23 protein-coding genes are annotated in these 20497 nt (G+C 54.9%); 2 read left to right on the top strand and 21 right to left on the bottom strand.

Annotated elements, in window-relative coordinates; translation table 11 throughout:
* Positions 1–39: 39 nt before the first annotated feature.
* From rlmN to DWX75_RS00670, 14 genes are all read right to left on the bottom strand, one after another.
* Entirely contained in the window at positions 40–1080 is a 1041-nt protein-coding gene (rlmN, locus tag DWX75_RS00735) for a 23S rRNA (adenine(2503)-C(2))-methyltransferase RlmN (protein WP_118013928.1), read from the bottom strand.
* A 13-nt stretch (positions 1081–1093) separates the two neighbouring features.
* On the bottom strand, positions 1094–2434 hold the full coding sequence (rsmB, locus tag DWX75_RS00730) for a 16S rRNA (cytosine(967)-C(5))-methyltransferase RsmB (RefSeq protein WP_118014029.1): 1341 nt from the start codon (positions 2432–2434) through the stop codon (positions 1094–1096).
* 8 nt (positions 2435–2442) lie between these two features.
* Complete coding sequence (locus tag DWX75_RS00725) at positions 2443–3294, bottom strand: DUF116 domain-containing protein (RefSeq protein ID WP_118013926.1); 852 nt, start codon at positions 3292–3294, stop codon at positions 2443–2445.
* A gap of 5 nt (positions 3295–3299) precedes the next feature.
* Positions 3300–4238, bottom strand: coding sequence for a methionyl-tRNA formyltransferase (fmt, locus tag DWX75_RS00720; RefSeq protein ID WP_118013924.1), 939 nt, complete (start codon positions 4236–4238; stop codon positions 3300–3302).
* Positions 4235–4702, bottom strand: coding sequence for a peptide deformylase (gene def, locus DWX75_RS00715; protein WP_118013922.1), 468 nt, complete (start codon positions 4700–4702; stop codon positions 4235–4237). Before def ends, fmt begins: the two co-directional genes overlap by 4 nt.
* Positions 4703–4736: 34 nt before the next feature.
* Positions 4737–5984 (bottom strand): peptidase T, encoded by a 1248-nt coding sequence (pepT, locus tag DWX75_RS00710; protein ID WP_118013920.1) that lies wholly within the window; start codon positions 5982–5984, stop codon positions 4737–4739.
* A 367-nt stretch (positions 5985–6351) separates the two neighbouring features.
* The gene (locus DWX75_RS00705) at positions 6352–7179 is read right to left on the bottom strand and encodes an amidohydrolase family protein (RefSeq protein ID WP_118013918.1); all 828 of its coding nucleotides are present in this window, start codon (positions 7177–7179) and stop codon (positions 6352–6354) included.
* A gap of 18 nt (positions 7180–7197) precedes the next feature.
* Positions 7198–8331 carry an amidohydrolase gene (locus tag DWX75_RS00700; RefSeq protein ID WP_118013916.1) on the bottom strand — a complete coding sequence of 378 codons (1134 nt, stop codon included), beginning with the start codon at positions 8329–8331 and terminating at the stop codon, positions 7198–7200.
* A 175-nt stretch (positions 8332–8506) separates the two neighbouring features.
* A complete protein-coding gene (lysS, locus tag DWX75_RS00695) occupies positions 8507–10018 on the bottom strand; it encodes a lysine--tRNA ligase (protein WP_118013914.1) in 1512 nt (503 codons plus the stop codon).
* Between the two features lie 30 nt (positions 10019–10048).
* Complete coding sequence (gene greA, locus DWX75_RS00690) at positions 10049–10519, bottom strand: transcription elongation factor GreA (protein WP_118013912.1); 471 nt, start codon at positions 10517–10519, stop codon at positions 10049–10051.
* Between the two features lie 32 nt (positions 10520–10551).
* Positions 10552–10821 (bottom strand): GIY-YIG nuclease family protein, encoded by a 270-nt coding sequence (locus DWX75_RS00685; protein ID WP_118013911.1) that lies wholly within the window; start codon positions 10819–10821, stop codon positions 10552–10554.
* A 3-nt stretch (positions 10822–10824) separates the two neighbouring features.
* Complete coding sequence (locus DWX75_RS00680) at positions 10825–11412, bottom strand: peptidylprolyl isomerase (RefSeq protein ID WP_118013909.1); 588 nt, start codon at positions 11410–11412, stop codon at positions 10825–10827.
* Positions 11413–11431: 19 nt separating this feature from the next.
* Positions 11432–12157, bottom strand: coding sequence for an MBL fold metallo-hydrolase (locus tag DWX75_RS00675; protein ID WP_233519414.1), 726 nt, complete (start codon positions 12155–12157; stop codon positions 11432–11434).
* 184 nt (positions 12158–12341) lie between these two features.
* Positions 12342–12656, bottom strand: a complete 315-nt coding sequence (locus DWX75_RS00670) for a hypothetical protein (protein ID WP_199497477.1) — start codon at positions 12654–12656, stop codon at positions 12342–12344.
* A 61-nt stretch (positions 12657–12717) separates the two neighbouring features.
* Here DWX75_RS00670 and DWX75_RS00665 point away from each other — a divergent pair, with 61 nt between their 5' ends.
* Positions 12718–13584 (top strand): hypothetical protein, encoded by an 867-nt coding sequence (locus DWX75_RS00665; RefSeq protein WP_158558741.1) that lies wholly within the window; start codon positions 12718–12720, stop codon positions 13582–13584.
* Positions 13585–13616: 32 nt separating this feature from the next.
* Here DWX75_RS00665 and tadA read toward each other — a convergent pair whose 3' ends face one another.
* From tadA to DWX75_RS00650, 3 genes are all read right to left on the bottom strand, one after another.
* Positions 13617–14111: a tRNA adenosine(34) deaminase TadA gene (tadA, locus tag DWX75_RS00660; RefSeq protein WP_118014027.1), complete on the bottom strand. Its 495-nt coding sequence runs from the start codon at positions 14109–14111 to the stop codon at positions 13617–13619.
* Between the two features lie 169 nt (positions 14112–14280).
* Entirely contained in the window at positions 14281–14622 is a 342-nt protein-coding gene (locus DWX75_RS00655; RefSeq protein WP_118013903.1) for a hypothetical protein, read from the bottom strand.
* Between the two features lie 81 nt (positions 14623–14703).
* Positions 14704–15249, bottom strand: a complete 546-nt coding sequence (locus DWX75_RS00650) for a rubrerythrin family protein (RefSeq protein WP_118013900.1) — start codon at positions 15247–15249, stop codon at positions 14704–14706.
* Positions 15250–15443: 194 nt separating this feature from the next.
* Between DWX75_RS00650 and DWX75_RS00645 the strand changes: the two genes are divergently transcribed.
* On the top strand, positions 15444–15899 hold the full coding sequence (locus tag DWX75_RS00645) for a MarR family winged helix-turn-helix transcriptional regulator (protein WP_118013898.1): 456 nt from the start codon (positions 15444–15446) through the stop codon (positions 15897–15899).
* 71 nt (positions 15900–15970) lie between these two features.
* Here the strand turns inward: DWX75_RS00645 and DWX75_RS00640 are convergent, their stop codons facing one another.
* From DWX75_RS00640 to DWX75_RS00625, 4 genes are all read right to left on the bottom strand, one after another.
* Complete coding sequence (locus DWX75_RS00640; RefSeq protein ID WP_118013896.1) at positions 15971–17395, bottom strand: MFS transporter; 1425 nt, start codon at positions 17393–17395, stop codon at positions 15971–15973.
* Between the two features lie 138 nt (positions 17396–17533).
* Positions 17534–18160 carry a response regulator transcription factor gene (locus DWX75_RS00635; protein WP_199497480.1) on the bottom strand — a complete coding sequence of 209 codons (627 nt, stop codon included), beginning with the start codon at positions 18158–18160 and terminating at the stop codon, positions 17534–17536.
* The gene (locus DWX75_RS00630; protein WP_118013894.1) at positions 18147–19556 is read right to left on the bottom strand and encodes an ATP-binding protein; all 1410 of its coding nucleotides are present in this window, start codon (positions 19554–19556) and stop codon (positions 18147–18149) included. Before DWX75_RS00630 ends, DWX75_RS00635 begins: the two co-directional genes overlap by 14 nt.
* A complete protein-coding gene (locus DWX75_RS00625) occupies positions 19556–20473 on the bottom strand; it encodes a PhnD/SsuA/transferrin family substrate-binding protein (RefSeq protein WP_233519413.1) in 918 nt (305 codons plus the stop codon). The genes DWX75_RS00630 and DWX75_RS00625 overlap by 1 nt, the downstream gene beginning before the upstream one ends.
* Positions 20474–20497: the final 24 nt, after the last annotated feature.

The following is a 20497-nucleotide window of genomic DNA, read 5'->3' as shown; positions in this document are numbered from 1 at the left end:
TCATTATAACAGAAAACGCAAGGGATTTATAGACAAACGTCAGTCCTTGAGGTGCTTATTGCGCAGCTGGCCGCAGGCAGCCTGTATATCTGTTCCCATCTCGCGTCGCACCGTCACCTGGATATGGTGGTCGAGCAGGTACTGTTCAAACCATTTGATGCGCGCGGCGGACGGGCGCAGCAGATGGCGTTCGACCACGGGATTGATGGGGATGAGGTTGACGCTGGCGAGCTGTCCGCACAGGAGAGAGACGAGTTCCTGTGCCTGCTCCTCCCCGTCGTTGAGCTGGTCGATGAGAATGTATTCGTACGTCACACGCCGTTTCGTCGTCTCCGCGTAATGGCGGGCCGCCTTGACGACATCCGCGAGCGGATACTTGCGGTTGATCGGCATGAGCGTTGAGCGCAATGCATCATTCGGTGCATGCAGGGAGACAGACAGAGAGATTGGCAGCCCCTCCTCTGCGAGCCGGTACATATTGGGAACGATTCCCGAGGTAGAGAGCGTGATGTTCCGGTACCCCATGCCGAGCGCATACGGCTCATGCAGCAGGCGGATGAAGGCGAGGACATTGTCGTAGTTCATCAATGGCTCGCCAGAGCCCATGATGACGACGGTATCAACCTTGCCCTGTCCTTCCCGGTGCAGCATCTCCTCGATGATGATGGCCTGGGAAAAGATTTCCCCGGCCGAGAGGTTGCGCGCCATGCCGTGGAGTGTCGATGCACAGAATGCACAACCCATGTTGCAGCCGGCCTGCGTCGAGACACAGATGCTGTTGCCGTACGGCTGACGCATGAGCACCGTCTCGACGGCCGTGCCGTCGTCGAACTCCAGCAGGAATTTCGTCGTGCGGCCATCGGCAGAATCCAATCGGTCCTTTTCGCGCGGGCGGCCGATGGCGAGCGTCTCCGGCAGCGTTGCGCGCAGGTTCTTCGGCAGATTCGTCATATCGTCAAAGGAACGCGCGCCCTTCTGATACATCCACTCAGCCACCTGACGGGCGCGGTAAGACGGCACGCCGAAGGGCTTCAGCGCCTCCTGGAGTTCCTCAAGTGTAAGACCAAAGATATTCTTCACGTGTATGATCCTTTCATCCTTTCCGCTTCATCCGGCAGATGAAGAAGCCATCCGTGCCATCCACCTGCGGCATGAGCTGCACCATCTTTGCCTGCTGATGGATGCTCGGCAGCGGCAAAAACGCCCCCGTCGTCTCGAGCTCAAATTCCGGATGTTCCTCAAGGAAGCGGCTCACGACGGCCTGATTCTCTGCCAGCTCGATGGTGCACGTACTGTAGACGAGAACACCGCCGGGCTTGACGGCCTTGGAGGCACCCTCGAGAATCTCCAGCTGCAGGTGCGGCAGGGTCTCGATTTCCTGCTGGGTCTTGCGCCAGCGGGCATCCGGCTTGCGGCGCAGCACGCCGAGTCCCGAGCACGGTGCATCGATGAGCACGCGGTCTGCCATACCCGCATAGTACTCACCGGCCTCCCTGGCATCGAGGCGCTGCGTTTCGATGATGTGGATGCCCAGCCGGCTGGCGTTCTCTTCGATGCGCAGCAGCTTGTGATCGTAGACATCGCCTGCCACGATGCGTCCCTCGTCATGCATCAGAGCGGCGAGATGCGTCGTCTTGCCGCCCGGGGCCGCACAGCAGTCGAGCACGAATTCTCCGGGCTGCGGCCGGACGACATGCGCGACCAGCATGGAGCTTTCATCCTGTACCTGGCAGAGTCCCTGCTGGAGAGGTGCGAGTTCATCGAGAGCTCCGTGCTTCGTGATGAGCAGGCCCTCAGGCGCCCAGCGGGAAAGCTCCACCACGGCTCCTGACTGCTCGAGCGCTGCCTTCAGTTCCTCGCGCCCGATGCGCAGCGTGTTCGTGCGCACGGAGAGAACGGGCTGCTCATTGTCAAACGCACAAATCTTCTCAGCCGCCTCGAAGCCAAATGTCCTGACCCAGTGGCGCACGAGCCATTCCGGGTGCTGGCTGCGCAGCGCCAGTCCCTCGGTCGCATGGCCCTTGCCTTCGGGAAAGGCTGCCCGCTGCGGTTCGCGCGCAGCTGTCCGCAGCACGCCGTTGACGAAGCCCGAAAGCCCCTTCATGCCCATGCCCTTGGCAAGTTCCACCGACGTATTGCAGATGGCCGAAGCAGGAACCTTATCAAGATAAAAAAGCTGGTAGAGGCCGAGATGCAGGATTTCCCGCACCAATGGCTGGATCTTGCGGACAGGGCGCTTCACGTAACGGCGCAGGATCCAATCGAGCGTACCGCCGGCTTTCACCGCGCCATAGACGAGCTCCGTGACAAAGCAGCGGTCCTGCTCCGAGAGCTTTGCCTGACGCAGTGCCCTGGCAAGCGCCACATTGGCATAGGCGCCGTTTTCATGTACTTCATATAAGATGCGGACCGCCGTCTCGCGCGCTTTATCCATCATGATTCTTACTTCTCCTGTCCTTTGTCCGCAGCTTCCTTCTGCGGCGGCGCCGGCTCTTCCTTTGCCGCCTTTTCCTGCGGAATGATAATCTTTTCGAGCTGGGCCCTCACTTCCGCCATATCGACATGGGTGTTGTAACAGGGCCCGTTGGGCCGGATGTTGAGCACACCCACGGCCGGCAGCGGATAGACATCCTGGATGCCGCTCATGAGGTCGCGCTCGCAGGCAATGGCCAGCACGGCCTTGGGGCGCGTCTTGTAGACGATCTGACGGGCCAGCGTGCCGCCGGTCGCCACGAAGAAGTGGAAGCCCATCTCGTGCGATAACGTCACAAGGGCCCCGATGTCGCAGCCGCCGCAGCGCTTGCAGTTCTCGGGGTCCCTGGTGATCTTGTGCGGGCACGAGGCCAGCTGCAGGCAGTGCGGTGTCACGACGAGCAGGCGATCTGCCGGCACGCGGATGCCCATGCGGTTGAAGAGCAGGTTGCTGACTGCGATGAACGAGCCTTCGAGGCGGCGCCGCGAAATGCCGAAAACCTTCCCGAGGCGCACGGCCAGCGGGAAGAGCATGTTGATGAGCTCATACGTCTGCTTCTGCAGGAACGGCACATACGGCAGGCCTGCCACGGCCAGCACCATATTGAAGATGCCGAGGAAAGCCACGACCACGACCGCCGTCACAATGGCGCCGAGAATCCACGGCAGGGCAGGCTGTATTGAGGCCAGCCCCGGCACACCGATATACCAGATGATGTAGAGCGCGACAGCCATCAGGATGGTTGTCAGCGAGAGCATGCCGATGAAAAGCCGCTTCTTCGGCCGGCCCGGCATTGTGATCTTCTTCTTGTTCTGCACCATGACATTCAGTCCTCAAAGCGTGCCGGCAGCGAAAATCCATGTCCATTGAGGTAATCAGCCGCACGCATGCGTTTCTTGCCCGGGGCCTGCAGCTCGAGGATTTCGAGCACGCCGTCACCCGTTGCGACCAGCAGCCCCTTTTTCTTGTCGGCCAGCAGCACCGTGCCCGGGAGAGCCTGGGTCGTTTCTGCCGTCCGTCTGGTACGCCATATCTTAAACTTCTTTCCTGATAAAAACGTGTAAGCGCCCGGCCAGGAATCGAGGCCGCGCACGAGGTTGTGGATATGAGAAGCGGCATCCTGCCAGTGGATGCGGCCTGTTTCCTTCGTGAGCATCGGCGCGTAATTGGACTCGCCGGTCTGCGGAATGCGCTGCAGCGTACCGTCTGACAATTTCTCCAGCGTCTCCATCAGGACCTTGGCGCCAAGCTCCATGAGCCCGTCATGAACTTCGGCGAGCGTCGTATCCGGACCGATTGGGAATTCCGCCTTCAGCAGCATATCGCCCGTATCGAGGCCAGCATCCATGAACATCGTCGTCACGCCGGTCTTCGTCTCGCCGTCAATGACGCACCACTGCATGGGGGCAGCACCGCGGTAACGCGGCAGAAGGGAGCCATGGACATTGATGCAGCCATACTTCGGGATATCGAGGATGCGCTGGGACAGAATCTGTCCAAAGGCCACGACGACCATAAGATCCGGATGCTGTTCCTCGAGGAAGGCCGTAAAGGACTCCTCCTTGATTTTCTGCGGCTGCCAGACTGGCAGTCCATGAGATTCCGCCCAGGCCTTGACCGGCGACGGCACGAGCTTCTGGCCGCGTCCGCGCGGCTTGTCGGGCTGTGTCACAACACCGATGACCTCACACGATGCATGCAGGGCAGCAAGGCAGGGTACGGCAAATTCCGGCGTTCCCATGAAAATCACACGAAATTTCTTCACGTCTGGTTCCTCCCGTGCAGGCTCGTCGCGATATCGATGAACAGCTGGCCATCGAGATGGTCGAGTTCATGCTGGATGCAGCGCGCCAAAAGCCCTGTGGCTGTAATATGCTGTTTCTTGCCGCGCCGGTTCAGGAATTCAACCTTGACCCTGGCCGAACGCTTCACTTCTCCATAAATCCCCGGAATTGACAAACAGCCTTCCGTGTCGACGTCCTCGCCTTCACGGAACGTGATGACCGGATTGATGAGTTCAATGAGACCGGTATCATCCTGGCAGTCGATGACGACAGCGCGGATGGCGCGCCCCACCTGGGGCGCAGCCAGTCCGACACCATCATTTTTATACATGGTTTCCGCCATGTCATCGAGCAGCTGCCGTAATTCCTTATTGATCTTTTCGACAGGGGCGCAGACCTCCTTGAGGACGGGCGCCCCGGCCTTGACAATTTCCATTACTGACATTTGCTTGTGGTGACTCCTTATGTGTAACTAAAACTTATGCTTTCTTCAAGCCGCCTGCCTTGACCATGATGGCCAGTGTGACATTGGCAGCCTTCTGCAGCGATTCCAGCGGCAGGTATTCAAACCGGCCATGGAAGTTGGCACCGCCCGTGAAGATGTTCGGGCAGGGCAGGCCGCGGAACGAGAGGCGTGCACCATCCGTGCCGCCGCGAATCGGCGCGACCTTCGGCTCAACGCCAGCAGCTTCCATCGCATCATGAGCGAGCTCGACGATGTACATGTTGCCGTCAGCAATCTTCTCGAGCATGTTGTGGTAGACGTCGCGGTGCTCCACCTCTACGGTACCCTCACCGTATTTCTCATTGAGGAACGCCGCCATCTTGTCGAGGTATGCCTTGCGTGCAGCAAAGTGCTCCTTGTCATGGTCGCGAATCAGCATGCCCATAGTGACTTCTTCAACGCCGCCCTTGATCTTGTGCACATGGTAGAAGCCTTCATGGCCCTCCGTGTACTCCGGTTTCTCGCCGGCCGGCAGCATCATCTGCCACTCGGCGGCAATCGAGACGGCATTCTTCATCTTGCCCTTGCCCGAGCCCGTATGGACGCTGCGGCCATGGATGTGGATGGTCGGGTTGGCCGCATTGAAATTCTCATATTCCAGGCCGCCGAGCTCGCCGCCATCGATCGTATAGGCAAAGTCCGCACCGAATTTCTCAACATCGAACAAGTTTGCACTGCGTCCGATCTCTTCATCAGGCGTAAAGCCCAGACGGATCTTGCCGTGTTTGATTTCCGGATGGTGCAGGAGGTATTCGGCCGCACTGACGATTGACGTGATGCCGGCCTTGTCATCAGCGCCCAACAGCGTCGTGCCATCCGTCATCATGATGTCCTGGCCCTTGTATTTCTCGATTTCCGGGAAATCCTTGACCGAGAAGACAATCTGCTTCTCCGGATTCAGGAGGATATCGCCGCCCTCGTAGTGGATGATCTGCTCGTGGATATCGGCACCCGAAGCATCCGGGCTCGTATCCATATGTGCAATGAAGCCGACGACCGGCGCACCTTCCACGCCATTGGCCGGCAGCGTGGCCATGATGTATCCGTTCTCGTCGAGCGTAACCTCCTCAAGACCGATGTTCTTGAGTTCCTCAGCCAGGTGCTTGGCCAACACCAGCTGCTTGGCAGTTGACGGACACGACGCGCTGCTTTCATCCGATTGCGTATCAAAGGAGATGTAGTCGCGGAACCGTTTCACCAGAGTTTCCATTTCGATTTCCATTGCCATTGAAACCACCTCGTACTTTATATTGAATCATTTTCTCTTGACTCTGTCCGTGAGTCGTGCACAAAACCGGTCTGACCAACGGTATGAGTCACGATATAATTATAACAAAAGAACGCAGAAGCGACAAGGCATCTCAGCTGCAGCGCCGTATCACTACACGGCGGACAGCAATTGGTTCCAACTAAAAAAGCGACAAATTGTACATAAGAAAAGGACCATCGTCCCCGCAAAATCTCAAGATACACACACAGAGGACAAAAGGGCATCAGCATCATGCCAATACAAGAGCACATTACTTTCTTAGAAAAAATGCTATGGCACAACGAAATTTCGCTGTCCACAGCATTTTACCAGATAAAGCTCAAACACTCAATGTTTTTGGGTCCAGACCATAGATGCGAACGGCATTTTCGTAAAACACCTCATGCCAATGTTCTTCCGGAATGATCTCCTTCGTGAACGCGATGTAGTCCCCGAGATTCGCGAGCGGCCAGTCTGTGCCAAACATGAAGCGGTCATACGAGTCGAGATACTCGAGCCAGCCCTTCAGGCGCTCGATGTAGAAGTGCTTCTTCTGCAGGAACGCTTCAAAATCAGGAATCTTGCCCTCGAGCAGTCCGGAAAGGTCAGCCGCCACATTTGGATTCTTCTCGATCACGGCTGCTGCATCCGTGAACCACGGCTCGCCGAAATGGCACATGACGAACTGTACCTTGCGGAAGCGCGTCGCCGCTTCATCCATGACGAGCGGGTGGCTGTATTTGAGGAGTGCCTGGTCCGTCGCCGTCAATCCCGTATGGACGGCCACCGGCTTCCGGTATTTCACGGCCAGCTCGTAGATTGGCGCCAGCCGGTCATCGTAGATGTAAAACGAGCTGTACCCCGGATACAGCTTGATGCCCCGGCAGCAGTCACGCTGCAGATGCCGTTCCAGAAAAGGCAGCTGCGCTTCCAGATGCTCGAAGTCAAAGATCCTGCTGTCGAGTCCCACGCAGTACGAGAGGAACGGCGGGTAATCCGGCGAGACATCCTCCACGGGCAGATTGCCCATGACAATACCGTGAACGAGCCCGCGTGCACGATACTGCTCCAGCAGGTGCTCAGCGCTGTTCTCGTGCTGGGCAGCCCTGGCAATCTGGTCAAAATAGGCATCCGCGCCGAAATGCAGATGCGCATCGATGATTTTCATGATATCCCTCGCTTCAACTCAAAGGCGGGCAAACGCCTCGCGGGCCAGATTTGCCATATAGCGGGCCGCTGGGCCGAGTGCCGCCGGATCCACATGGAACTTCGGATTGTGATTGGCCGGGGATTTGCCCGTGCCGACGAGCACGAATGCCCCAGGAATCTCCTCCTGATAATACGCAAAATCCTCACCGGCCAGATTGACGGGGGCCGGCTCCACCGTCAGGCCCTCCCTGCGTGCCTCTTCCGCTGCGAATTCCGTCCAAGACGGCGTGTTGTTCGTAGCCGGAGGTCCCGCATACCACGTGAGTTCCGCGTGGCCGCCGAAGGAAGCGGCCTGCCCCTCCGCCAGCCCGTAGATGCGCTTCTTGATGAGCTTGCGGTCCTCCGCGGTCAGGCAGCGCACCGTGCCCTCGAGCCAGGCAGACTCGGGGATGACATTCCAGGTATTGCCGCTCTCGATATGCGTGATCGAGACGAGGCCAGGATGCGCGGGATCGATGTTGCGCGAAACGATGCTCTGCGCCGCCGTGACGAAGCCTGCCGCCATGACGATGGGGTCGATGCCGCGTTCCGGATGTGCCGCATGCGTCCCCTTGCCATGAAACGTCACCGTGAATTTATCGACCGAGGCCGTCACGGCTCCCTCGCGGATGCCGAGCGTGCCGACATCGTAGAGCGGCGATGTGTGCAGTCCGAAGATTGCCTGCACCTCCTTGAGCACGCCCGTCACCATGACCTTGCGCGCACCGCCCGGGGCCTCCTCCGCCGGCTGGAAGATCAGATAGACCGTGCCTCGGAGCTCATTTTCCTGCGCCTTGAGCAGATACGCCGCACCGAGCACCGTGCTGATGTGGAAGTCGTGACCGCAGGCATGCATGCGGCCCTCATGTTCGGACGCATAGTCAAGCCCCGATTCTTCCTGTATCGGCAGACCGTCGATGTCGCAGCGCAGCGCGATAAAAGGTGCCTTGCCCGTGCCGACCTCGGCGACGAGTCCCGTCTTGAGCGGCAGATCAAGGATTTTGATGTCAGCAGCCTCCAGATCCTGCCGCAGGCGCTTTGTCGTCTCAATCTCTTCATAGGAAAGTTCCGGATGACGGTGGAACCAGTAAAATTCTTCGGTGATCTTATCGATGATTTCATTCTGCTGCATGGGAATCCCTCACTTTATCTCAGTTATTCACATTAACATAGTTTACTAGTATGTTTTACAGATATTGTAATATATCCACCAGACGCTGTCAATAAGCAGAGTGCCAAAAAGGAGCTGTGAACAGCGGGCAAAAGCCCGCCATCACAACTCCTTTGTTCATGCAGGATAAGATACCTTACTCAGCAAGCGGCTTCATCGTCGGGAAGAGCAGGACATCGCGGATGGATGGTGCGTCCGTCAGCAGCATGACGAGACGGTCGATGCCGATGCCTACGCCGCCCGTCGGCGGCAGGCCGTATTCCATAGCCGTGATGTAATCGCGATCCATGACATGTGCCTCATCATCGCCGGCCTCGCGCTGCTTGAGCTGATCGAGGAAGCGGCCTTCCTGATCGATCGGGTCGTTGAGCTCCGTGAAGCCATTGGCCAGTTCGCGGCCATAGATGAAGAACTCAAAGCGGTCCGTGATGCGCGGATCTTCCGGATTGCGCTTGGCAAGCGGCGAGATCTCCGTCGGATGGCCCGTGATGAACGTCGGCTGCATCAGAGTCTCCTCGACTTTCTCCTCGAACGCCTGGTTGAGGATGCCGCCGATGCCATGGCGCTGCTCGTACGGAACACCGATCTCGTCAGCCATCCTGCGGGCCTCTTCCACCGTCTCACACGAGAGGAAGTCCTTGCCCGTCGCTTCCTTGACGGCATCATTCATGCTGATGCGCTTGACCTTCGAGAGGTCGATCTCGACGCCCTGGTAATTGATGACCGGCGTGCCAAGTACGGATTTTGCCGCATTGACGACAATGCCTTCCGTGATGTCCATCATGTCCGTGTAGTCTGCATAGGCCTGATAGAACTCAATCGTCGTGAATTCCGGGTTGTGGCGCACATCCATGCCCTCGTTGCGGAAGACGCGGCCCATCTCATAGACGCGGTCAAAGCCGCCGATGACGAGGCGCTTGAGGTTGAGCTCCGTCGCGATGCGCAGATAGAGATCGATGTCAAGCGCATTGTGATGCGTGACGAACGGACGTGCCGCAGCACCGCCGGCAATCGTCGAGAGCACCGGCGTCTCGACCTCGAGATAATCGCGGTCATCGAGGTACTGACGGATGGACTGAATGATCTTCGTGCGCTTGCGGAACGTATCGCGGACCTCCGGATTCATGATGAGGTCGAGGTAGCGCTGGCGATAGCGGATGTCGACATCCTGCAGGCCATGGAACTTCTCCGGCAGCGGACGCAGCGATTTCGAGAGCAGATCAAAATCCTCGACGCGGACCGTCACCTCGCCGCGATGCGTCTTGAACACCACGCCGCGAATGCCGACGATATCGCCAATATCGAGTTTGCGGAACTGATTCTTGTACTTGTCCTCGCCGAGCACATCGATCTTGAAATAGACCTGGATATTGCCCGTGCGGTCGTTGAGCGTACAGAACGAAGCCTTGCCGTGGCCGCGGATAGCCATCAGGCGGCCTGCAATGCGTACCTCGTCGCCTTCTTCATCGCCCTCGAGATGCGCGTACTTCTCCTTGATGGGCTCTGCGTAGTCCGTGACCTCATAACGATGGCCAAACGGCGGCACGCCCATGGCGCGGAACTCTTCCATCTTCTCGCGGCGGACCTTCATCATCTCATTGAGGTCCTCCACAGGGGCCTGCTGCCCCTTCTTCTGCTTATCTGCCATGCTTGCTTTACTCCAATCTCTGCGGGAGTCTTATCCCTTGATATCGATAATCTCGTACTTGATGATGCCAGCCGGTGCATGCACATCGACGACACTGCCCTTCTTCTGGCCGAGCAGAGCCTGTCCGAGCGGCGATTCGTTGGAAATCTTGCCCTCGTCCGGATCTGCCTCCGTCGAACCGACGAGCATGAACGTGTCCTCGTCATCGAACTCGAGGTCCTTGACCGTTACGCTGCTGCCCATCTGGACGACATCGCCGGCACCAGCCTTGATGATGTGCGAATTGCGGATCTTCGCCTCGAGATCCTGGATCTCGCCTTCGAGGAATGCCTGCTCATTCTTGGCATCATCGTACTCGGAGTTCTCCGAAAGGTCGCCGAGGGCAATGGCTGCCTTCAGGCGCTGTGCGATCTCAATGCGCTTGACGCTCTTGAGATAATTGAGCTTTTCTACGAGTTTATTATAGCCGTCTTCGGTCAGCATGACCTTTTTGTCTGCCATGATAAAACGCCCCTTTGTATGTTCAGTTTAACTTATTCATTATACGTTTCTTTCCCGCACCTGTCAATCAAAGCCAGCTTGGCCGCACGGGTCAGGTGCTTGATGCCGGCTTCGCGGGAGAGCGCTTCCTCTTTCGTCGCGAAGCACTCGAAATAAACGAGGCGCACCGGACGGCGCGAGCGCGTATACTTGGCGCCCCGGCCCGCATTATGAGCCGCGACGCGCCGCTTGAGGTCATTCGTCCACCCCGTATAGAGACTGCCATCTGCGCACTCAACCATATAGGTATACGCTTCCGGCATCGGTCATTCTGCTTCCTGGATCTTGATCGTCTTGATGACGACATCCTCGAGCGGACGATCGGCAAAATCCGTCTCCACATGGCCGATCTTGCGAACAACATCCATGCCCTTGACGACCTTGCCGAAGATCGTATGGTGGCCATTGAGCCACGGCGTCTTGTCGAGCGTGATGAAGAACTGGCTGCCGCCCGTATGAGGCATGCCCGTGTTCGCCATGGCCAGGATGCCCTCGCCCGTGAAGCGCAGGCTGTCGACAAACTCATCCTCGATCGTATAGCCGGGGCCGCCCGTACCCGTGCCCGTCGGATCGCCGCCCTGGATCATGAAGCCGTCGATGACGCGGTGGAAGATGACGCCGTCATAGAAGCCTTTCTGTGCCAAGTCGATGAAGTTCTTCGTCGTAATCGGCGTCTGATCCTCAAAAAGCTCGATTTCAAAATTTCCCTGGTTCGTCTCAAATACTGCAATGCGATTTGCCATGTGTTTCTCTCCTCCATTGGCTGATGATGTTGCGTTACTGTTTCCTGCCGCCAGGCAGCTTCCCGTCAGGAGAAGCGTCAATGCCAGCAGCATCATAAGCATCTTCTTCATTCTACCCCATCTCCTCCTGTCATTTCAATAGCCTGCCATCACGCAGCACATTTTTTTCCCCGGGCTCACGCGGTGACCAGATCGGCACCTCATGGCCAGGACGGAAAAAGCCTGCCGGTGGCTGCCAGGCCGGATATCCCACGGAATGCATCGTCACGAGTGCACCGATATCCGTTTCCGCGCAGAATTCCTTCGCGCCCTTGTCGAGCTGCCCGCCAAGGCGTCCGTCCACCGGGAAGAACGCAACGTCGGCCTGCAGGCCCTGCAGCTTCTTCATCTGTTTGCGGAAAGCGTTCTCAGCGAGTTTCCGCGTCTCGCGGTCTTCGCCATCCCAATCCCACCAGTTGAAATCCCCGGCATGGAAGATGCGAACGCCCTGCTGCTTGAGCGTCACGAGAAAGGAGACACCAGTATCCGTCGAATCAAAGGATTCAACCGACAGGTCCTCATCCTCCCAATGACTGTACGTGGCCAGAAACTGCACCTTATCCTGCGGAAAGGCGCGCACGCGCTTCGTATGGCGGATGTCATAGCCGAAGATGTACTGGTTTACGGCATCGGCGTAAAGCCCGATGTGCGGGTCAAAATGGTCGAAATGCGCATGCGAGGCAAAGACGTAAAGCTGGTCAAAGTCATCGGCTGCCACAGCCTCGTCCACGGCATGGCTCGGGTCCTTGTAATCGTCAAAGACCAGCAGCACGCGGCCCACACGCACGAGAAAACCGCTGTTGAGCAAATAGGTCATCGAAATATCCATCTGTATGCTATCACCTCATCTTGCTGTCCTGCCATCCGTGCAACTCGTTCCGGCAGCAGATGGCTCACCTGCCGTGACGGATTTCCCATCGTCACGGTCAATTATATTCATTATAATGGATATGGACGAATATTGCACGACAATTGATGCATCCTGTCCATGGCATGGCCCATCATCCCCGCCGGGGTACCGTGAGATTCCTGCAGTAGAACCGGTAAATGACGAGCAGCAGGACAACCGTCACAGCCCAGCTGATCGGATACGAGAGCATGATAATGAAGAACGTCGGCACGGCCGCAAACGCCGTATAGATCCAGCCGATGCGAACGCCGCAGATCGTGAGCATCATCAGGAGCGCCGGCGGCAGCGAATAGCCGTAGCCGCGCATGGCACCCGAAATGATTTTCCCGTTGTGATGACACCATGACGAAACGGCTTCTGTTCGTGTATACTTAAAGGTACGGTAAGACAGCCGCCCCCGTTTCACCTTCTGTCTCACAGCCTTAATAACAGATTGAAAGGAACGCACTATGAATAGAATCATCACAATGACAATCAGAATGAACAGCCTTCTCTGCGCAATCTGCACCTGCCTCGCACTCCTCTGCCTGCTGTCCGCCGACGTGCAGGCAGCAAATCCCGGTTCCTGGCGCCTCGATGCCGACCCGGCTCAGGTGAGACCGCGCAATTTCCGCAGTGATGCGCAGCTGAAGATTGCCGGCGGCAATCAGCCGACGCCGGAAACACTGAAAAATCTGCGGCAGGAACTCGGCCTCCCTATCAGCACGCCATTATGGATCATCGATCTCCGGCAGGAATCACACGGCTTCCTGAACGGCGCGGCTGTGAGCTGGCACACGGAGCAAAATGCAGCCAACCGCGGCCTTGGCGCGTCGGAAGTGGAAGCACGCGAGAGCCATCAGCTCGCAGCGGCCATGCAGACCGCTGTCATCGCCATGCCGATAGGCAAGGCCGACCAGCTCGCGATTGCCGCTCCGTTCGCCGGCACAATCAGCAGCTGGGAAACAGAACGCCACTTCGCCCGTTCCCTTGGCTACGGCTACGAACGCTTTGCAGCCACGGATATGAGCTGGCCCGAGCCGCAGGCCATCGACGACTTCGTCGCCTTCTACCGCAGCCTGCCCCGTGAGCACGGCTGGCTCTTCTTCCACTGCCAGGCCGGACAAGGACGCACGACGACCTTCATGACCTTATACGAACTGCTGGAGCAGCCGGACCATTCCGCCGCAGAAGCCGCCGCGCATCAAAAAGCCCTCGGTGGCGCCGACCTCGTGCAAGCCGGCTATCTGCCATGGCTTGAGAAGTTCCACACATACATCAGAGACAATCGCGACCAAGATTTTATGACGAGCTGGAGCCATTGGCTTGCACAGCCATCCCAGTCAGCACCATAAAAACAGACCACATACAAGAAAAGCAGGCAGCTTCAATTTGCTGCCTGCTTTTCCTGTTTTGCGCGTTTGCGCTGACCCCGCCGTTCCTTGAAGAAACGCTTCATGATGTCCGCGCACTCCTGCTGCAGGACACCGGCCGTCATCTCCGGGCGGTGATTGAGCGTCGGATTCCCGGGAATATTGAACACCGATTCGCAGGCTCCGGCCCTCGCATCGGTGCTGCCGTAAACCACGCGGTCGACACGGCTCATGACAATGGCCCCCGCACACATCGGACACGGCTCAATCGTCACGTAGAGCGTAAGCCCCGAAAGCCGCCAGCGGCCCTGCTTTTCGCAGGCCTCACGTATCGCAATCATCTCGGCATGCGCCGTGGCGTCGTGCCAGACCTCGCGCATATTGTGGCCGCGCGCAACAACCTCGCCGTCCGCATCGACAAGCACCGCACCAATCGGCACCTCGCCAAGATCATATGCCTTCTGCGCCTCCTCAAGCGCCATCCTCATATAATCCGCATCTTCTCGCATGACCATCCCCCGTTTCTCAAATACAGATTTTCGTCTTTATTATATCATAGGGCATGTCATCCACAAAACGCCATAAAAGCAGCAAAAATCGGCGCACAGATCCATACACCGATTTTTGCTGTTTCGCAATAGAGAGGGAGTTATCCACGCGAAGTTGCTGCAATAGGGATTATCTGAGTTCCGATTTTGGGTATTCAAACGTATATCCCACGCCAAAATGAAGCAGATATTCTTCATGACCGGCAACCGGTATCCAGTAGCCATAGGCCTGTCCCAAGGGGGTCTCATAAGTGATGTAAACGGCTTTTTTCTCATCTGCTGCTTTGTTGCAGAGACAGCCGCGATGTGGTTTTGTACCGATTTGAGAGCATTTCATCTCCGTGTTGAGTCCCATCGACGCCGCTTTCTTGTTGACAGCGTAAATCTGACGGCTCTTCTGGATGAGCATGACGGGTTCGGGAAAATTGTCCCACATCATGTGAAAGGCATCGATTACGTTTTGGTTATCCATTGCTATTGCACCTCAATCTGCTTCATTTGGGAGTTGGGAGACAGCCTATAGATTCGGCTGCGCGATGTGTTCATATGCTGTTTATTTCTTCAGGATGAAGGCGCTCTTTGACTGGCCGCAGATTGGGCAGACGTAGGAATCATCTTCATCGTTGATATCGCCGACATGCTCATAGCCGCAGACCGGGCAGACATAGACCTTCTGGCCAACTGGTGCTTCTGCATGCTTCTGGTACTTGTCGAGCAGCTTCTGCAGGCGAACACCGTGGCCGCCTTCCTGACGAGCGAAGACGTCCATCTGATCAGCTGCCTCAGCATGGCCAGCAGCACGGACCTGGTCGGCGAGTGCCTTGATCTGTGCTTCGCCATTCGTCTCAGCTTTCTGGATGCCGCGTACGAGGCCCCAGAAATCCGACGGATACTTGCCGCTCAGAACAGCATAGAAGCCAGCGTGGACAGCCTCTTCATTGGCAGCCTCGATGAAGCTCTCTGCCGCATCCTCAAAGCCCTGCTCACGTGCGAGCTGTGCCAGCGCATAGTACATCATGACGCCATTGGCCTCGCCCTGCATCAGACTCTTCATAACATCTTCCAGTTCCGTACCTTTCATGATTCCATTCAAGCTCATCGTTTTTCCTCCTGTTCGATTCATACACAATATCTACCGTCAATTGGTATGGTTTAATTATATTGTATCAAATTAATTTTGTCAAATACAATTTTAAAAAATTTTATTTATGGTTCCTGAAAAATCTGCTATACTATAATTAAGCACATGATACACGTAAGGATTCTTATTATGAACCGCAGAAAGGATGCCATATGACACAAAAACACGAAGATGATTTACTCTTGCTCGATAAGCAGCTCTGCTTTCCCATATATGCCTGTGCCCGCAAGATCGTGGCGGCGTATCACCCCTTCCTCAAGGCCATCGGCCTGACTTATACGCAATATGTGACCATGATGGTGCTCTGGGAAAAGAAGGCGATATCCGTGCGTGATCTTGGACATCGTCTCTACCTGGATTCCGGCACGTTGACGCCCGTACTCAAGAAACTCGAGCAGCTCGGCTATATCGAACGCCGGCGCAGCGCCGAGGACGAGCGCGTCGTCAATGCCATCCTGACAGAAGACGGTATGGCGCTCAAGGAACAGGCCAAGAACGTGCCGAAGCAGATGGGCTGTCATCTGACCGAAGCAGGAGTCATTCTCTCCCCCGACGAGATTGAAACCATGAAAGCAGAACTCTATAAGATCCTGCAGGGGCTGCGCTGAATACTCTCCTGCACATAAGAAATCCCGGCTGAGATTAAACCCAGCCGGGATTTTGCATTCCTGCATTCAATTCAATTGTAAGAATTTGTTTCCAGCTTCCGGGACACATGATCAGCCGGCGCCGATGCTGGAGTTGTCTCTGCGCCTTGTACAGCAAGCTGCCGATGAAGTTTTACTGCCCCAAGATGCGTGAGCACGCAGAACAGCAAGCAAAGGATAACCGCCGTAAACAAAATATAAAAGCCCCCGTTCCAGCCGACACGGTCTACGACGACACCGAAGATGCTCGTGCCAAAGGAGGTGCCGATAACATAACTCATGAATCCTCTCAACCCTACAGCCGAGCCAACAGCATAAGAAGGAACGATTTCCATCGTCTGTACGGAAGCCAGGAACTGCGGTACATAAATTAAGCAGCCGACAATAGCCGCAAAGACTGTCGTTTCCAACAAGGAATCACTCTGCCAGTATCCAATGATGCAGCCAAAGATCAGGATCATGCTGATGATGGCAGGCGGCATGCGATACCCTTTAAAAAGCTTGTCCGATATTACACCGGAAAAAAGAGTCGTCGGAATAGCTGCCCATTCAAAGACGAGAAAGGCAATGGCCATTTCTGCTTTTGTAAAGCCCTTCACCTGCAAGAGGTAAATCGGCATCCAGGTCAGCATGCCGAAACGAACCGTATAAACGAAAGTATCAACGAGTGAAACACACCAGACATTCTTATTTGGCAAGACATAGGTCTTGAAAATCTGCCAGGAACTCATATTCTTGACGGTACGGTCATCCTGTGTAAGATTATCCAGGCTTTCATCATTGGGGACTATCTCACTCAGTTTCGGCAGGCCTTCATTTTCAGGAGCACCTTTGACCAGGCAGAGAACAACGACAGCACCAATGACGGCAATCATGGCAGGGAAGATATAACTGGCCACCTGCCAATGTTCCGTACCAAACAGGAAAAATCCTGCTGTGACAATCGGCGCTACTATACCACCACCAAGATTATGTGACGTATTCCAGATGGCGCCGATGATACCGCGTTCCTTCTTCGGATACCATTTGGCCATGGAAATGAAGCAGGGGCCAACCCCCATTCCCTGAAACGTGCCAAGAAGGATGACAAGCGCAGAAATTGCCATGAATCCTGAGCTGAAGCCCAGCAGTATATTGATGAAGGCACAGAGCAGAAGTCCGAGGGCCATGAAACGTTTGGGATCCGCCTTATCCGCAAAGCTGCTCATATAGCCTTTGCTGCAACCATAAGCAATCAGCATATAGCTGCTGAGCAAGCCAATACTGCCGGCAGAAAGATCCAAATCCGCCTTGAGATACGGCGTCGATAGCGCAAAATTATTGCGCACCACATAGAAGCATGCATAGCCGATGGTGATTCCCAGCAAGGTACGCAAGCGAAACGACCGATAGATGCGCTGAATCTGATCGTTCGGGACACGGGTACGAACTTGACGCGGTTTCAACAAAGATATCATGTTCTTCACTCCATTCAGAATATCAGGAATTTGATATCTTTATTGTATGTGAATTATCAGTATTCCGATATCAGAGCACTTCTGCATTCTGCTTCAGATATTTTCCCTCTGCCATCGGAAAAATTCCTACCCGCACACTCATTGCAAAATCCGATATTGCAGTGCTATGGTCACGAGTTCACTGCGTTTCATGCAGCCCAACTTTTCCATAAGCTTGGTCTTATGCGTGTCAATCGTTTTCACACTTAAATGGAGTTTCTGACCGATCTCGGTAATCGTATAGCCATGAACCAGATATGTAAATACTTCAAACTCCCGCGGACTGAGACGGTCCAGGGGATTATCCTGCTTGTCGCAGGTCTGGAAAAGAGCCTGAAACAGGGATTGTTCCGCATTCCGGCTCAGATAAAAGCGTCCAGCAGCTACAGCGCGCACGGCATCCAGCAGTTCATCATCGGCAGAACTTTTCGGAATATACCCATTGGCTCCGAGCTGCATCGCCTTACGGATATATGAATCATCTTCATGCATACTCAAGACAATGATGCGCAGAGAGGGATATCGGCGCCTTGCTTCTGCAATGCATTCCAACCCGCCCATGCCAGGCATGGAAATATCAAGAATCATCAAATCCACCGGCTGCTGGTCAAGTTTTGCCAATGCTTCTTCCGCAGTCCCAGCCTCTGCTGTAACCTCAAATCCCGGTTCGCCCTTCAGTAACAGGCGCAACCCCGTACGAATGAGTGAATGATCATCTACCAGCATGATTTTCAACAACTTCATCCCCTTTTTCTTTGCCATGCATCCAGAAGGTAATCGCGATTACCGTCGTCCACTCCGATTCTTCCGAAGTGAAATGAATCGTCCCTCCCAGCAGACGCACACGCTCCTGTATGCCATATAATCCCAAATGATTCTCGCGCCTTGCCTGACGCAAGCGTTCTTTCGTAAAGCCAATACCATCATCTCTTACGAAAAGCTGCAGTTCTCCTGATGCACTTTTCAGGTCAAGTTCTGCATGCCTGGCCTGTGCATGCTTGAAAATATTTGTCAGGCATTCCTGGATAATCCGGTAAAGTGCCAGACTCAACGTTTTATCCGGCAATTCCTGCATCTGACAATGAAATGCAATAACAACTTCATGTTGCCTGCGGTATGATTCAACAAGATTGAAAATGGCAGCCTCTACTCCCTGTTCGTCAAGTGCCGGCGGACGCAATTCCACAGCCAGATTCCGCAAACGTTGAAACGTATGGGCCGTTTCTTCCCGTACAGCCAGGATATAATGTCGGCTCTCTTCATCTTCAGCCTGCTTGGCCAGTGTACGAAGGGAAAGCATCAGGGCCGTCAAAGCCTGACCGCTTTCATCATGCAGTTCCATGGATATGCGCTGACGTTCTTCCTCCTGAACCGTCAGCAGATGAGCCAGCAATCTGCGGCGATCTTCCTCTGCCCGCCGTAAATGGGTGGCCATGACATTCATCGCTATGGTCAGCTGCCCGAACTCATCGCGCGAATAGACGCTCAATGGCATCGCTGCAAAATTTCCTTTTGTGATTTCCCTTGCCCATCGCATCAATCCTTCCAATGGACGCGTAAAGATGCGTGTCAGAAAATAGACGAACAGTGCACCGAGCAAGCCAGCCAAAAAGATAATACCGGCAAATTTTAGGAAATTATTTTTCAAGACCTCATCCAGCAAATTCTCGTTTACGCCGAGACGCACATACCCCAAAGAACCATCCTCGATTGGTCTGCAAATATCCTGGATCCGGCCACGATCACTGGAAAACGCCTTTACCTCGTCCTCATCAACGCGATGCACGCCCAAAAGTCCCTTTGGCATCCCATTTGAAAAGGTATGTGCCATCACACGATTATCCTTATCCAGGATAAAGATATATTCGATAAAGGAATTATTCTTTTTTTCCATGTAAAGGATTTCTTCCAGAGCCAGCAAATTGCCAGATAAAATCGGATCTGCTGCCAATTCCGCAATCCCGGAAGAAACCGAACGGCCACGAACAATCAGATCCTCCTCCATCACACTGGAAAGCGTCTGATAGAATAACAGTCCCGACAAGACACTGAACAGGAAAATGACACTCACCAGCATAACGATGAGTTTATTGGCAATCTTCAGATGTGTCAGCCATCCCATCAACGTCCCTCCCTTAATTGGATTGGCGGATAGAGTGAAGGATCCGGCAGGATAAACCGGTCAATGAGAAGGTGATGCATCGCATCGGCTGCATCCGGATCCTCATGCAAATGCAATAGTGCCTGCTGAACTTCATCATTTGCTGAAAAATCTTTTCGTGCGACAACGGGGCTCGTTCCACGCTTTGGCAGGACTTCTATAACTCGAATCTTTTGCAGCATCTGTGGATTATAGCGCTGCAAATAGTCACAGGCCAGGCTGTCCACCGCTGCTCCATCTACTTCACGATTCGCGACTGCATCGATGGAGTCGGAATGGCTATAAGTAAAATAACTTGTCTTGAAGAACTGTGCAGGATCTTCGCCAGACTGAGCCAGACGTTCCTGTACAGACAGGTAGCCAGAATAGCTTAATGGATCAACGTAGGCAAATGACTTTCCCTTCAATTCGTCTAAAGAAGATGCGGCACTGTCCTGTGGCACAATGATATAGCTGAAATAATAAGGCAGTCCATTGCGTTCCTGCATGGCTAGCAAAGACAGTCCCTCCTGCTGGCCATACATGCAATATGCTCCGGTCGACATCATGGCAATATCTGCTTCGCCTTTGCTGATCAGACGGTTAATTTCCATATAGCTTTTACGCCGCAGCAGCAGAACCGGCCGATGAAGCTGGCGCCCAATACCATTGGCCAGTCGTTTCTGGTACTGTTCTGTATCCTGTTGATCAAGAACAGAAATCATGGCAATTTTCAACGGTTGTTCATGCGTGTCAAACGCATAGGATTCTACGCGCTGTGTATCATCAAAATAAATATCGACATGATCTCGCGATTCTCGCACGAAAAACAGGACCAGCAGACTCAGCAGCATCAAAATAATGCCCAGCTGCAATCCTCGTCGTTTTCTCGTCATCATACCCCCGCCTTGTCCTTCTGCCAT

The organism is Mitsuokella sp. AF21-1AC, from assembly GCF_003458855.1.
GTDB lineage: Bacteria > Bacillota > Negativicutes > Selenomonadales > Selenomonadaceae > Mitsuokella.
The sequence above is the reverse complement of the archived record's forward strand: the minus strand, read 5'-3'. Positions and strand labels throughout refer to the sequence as shown.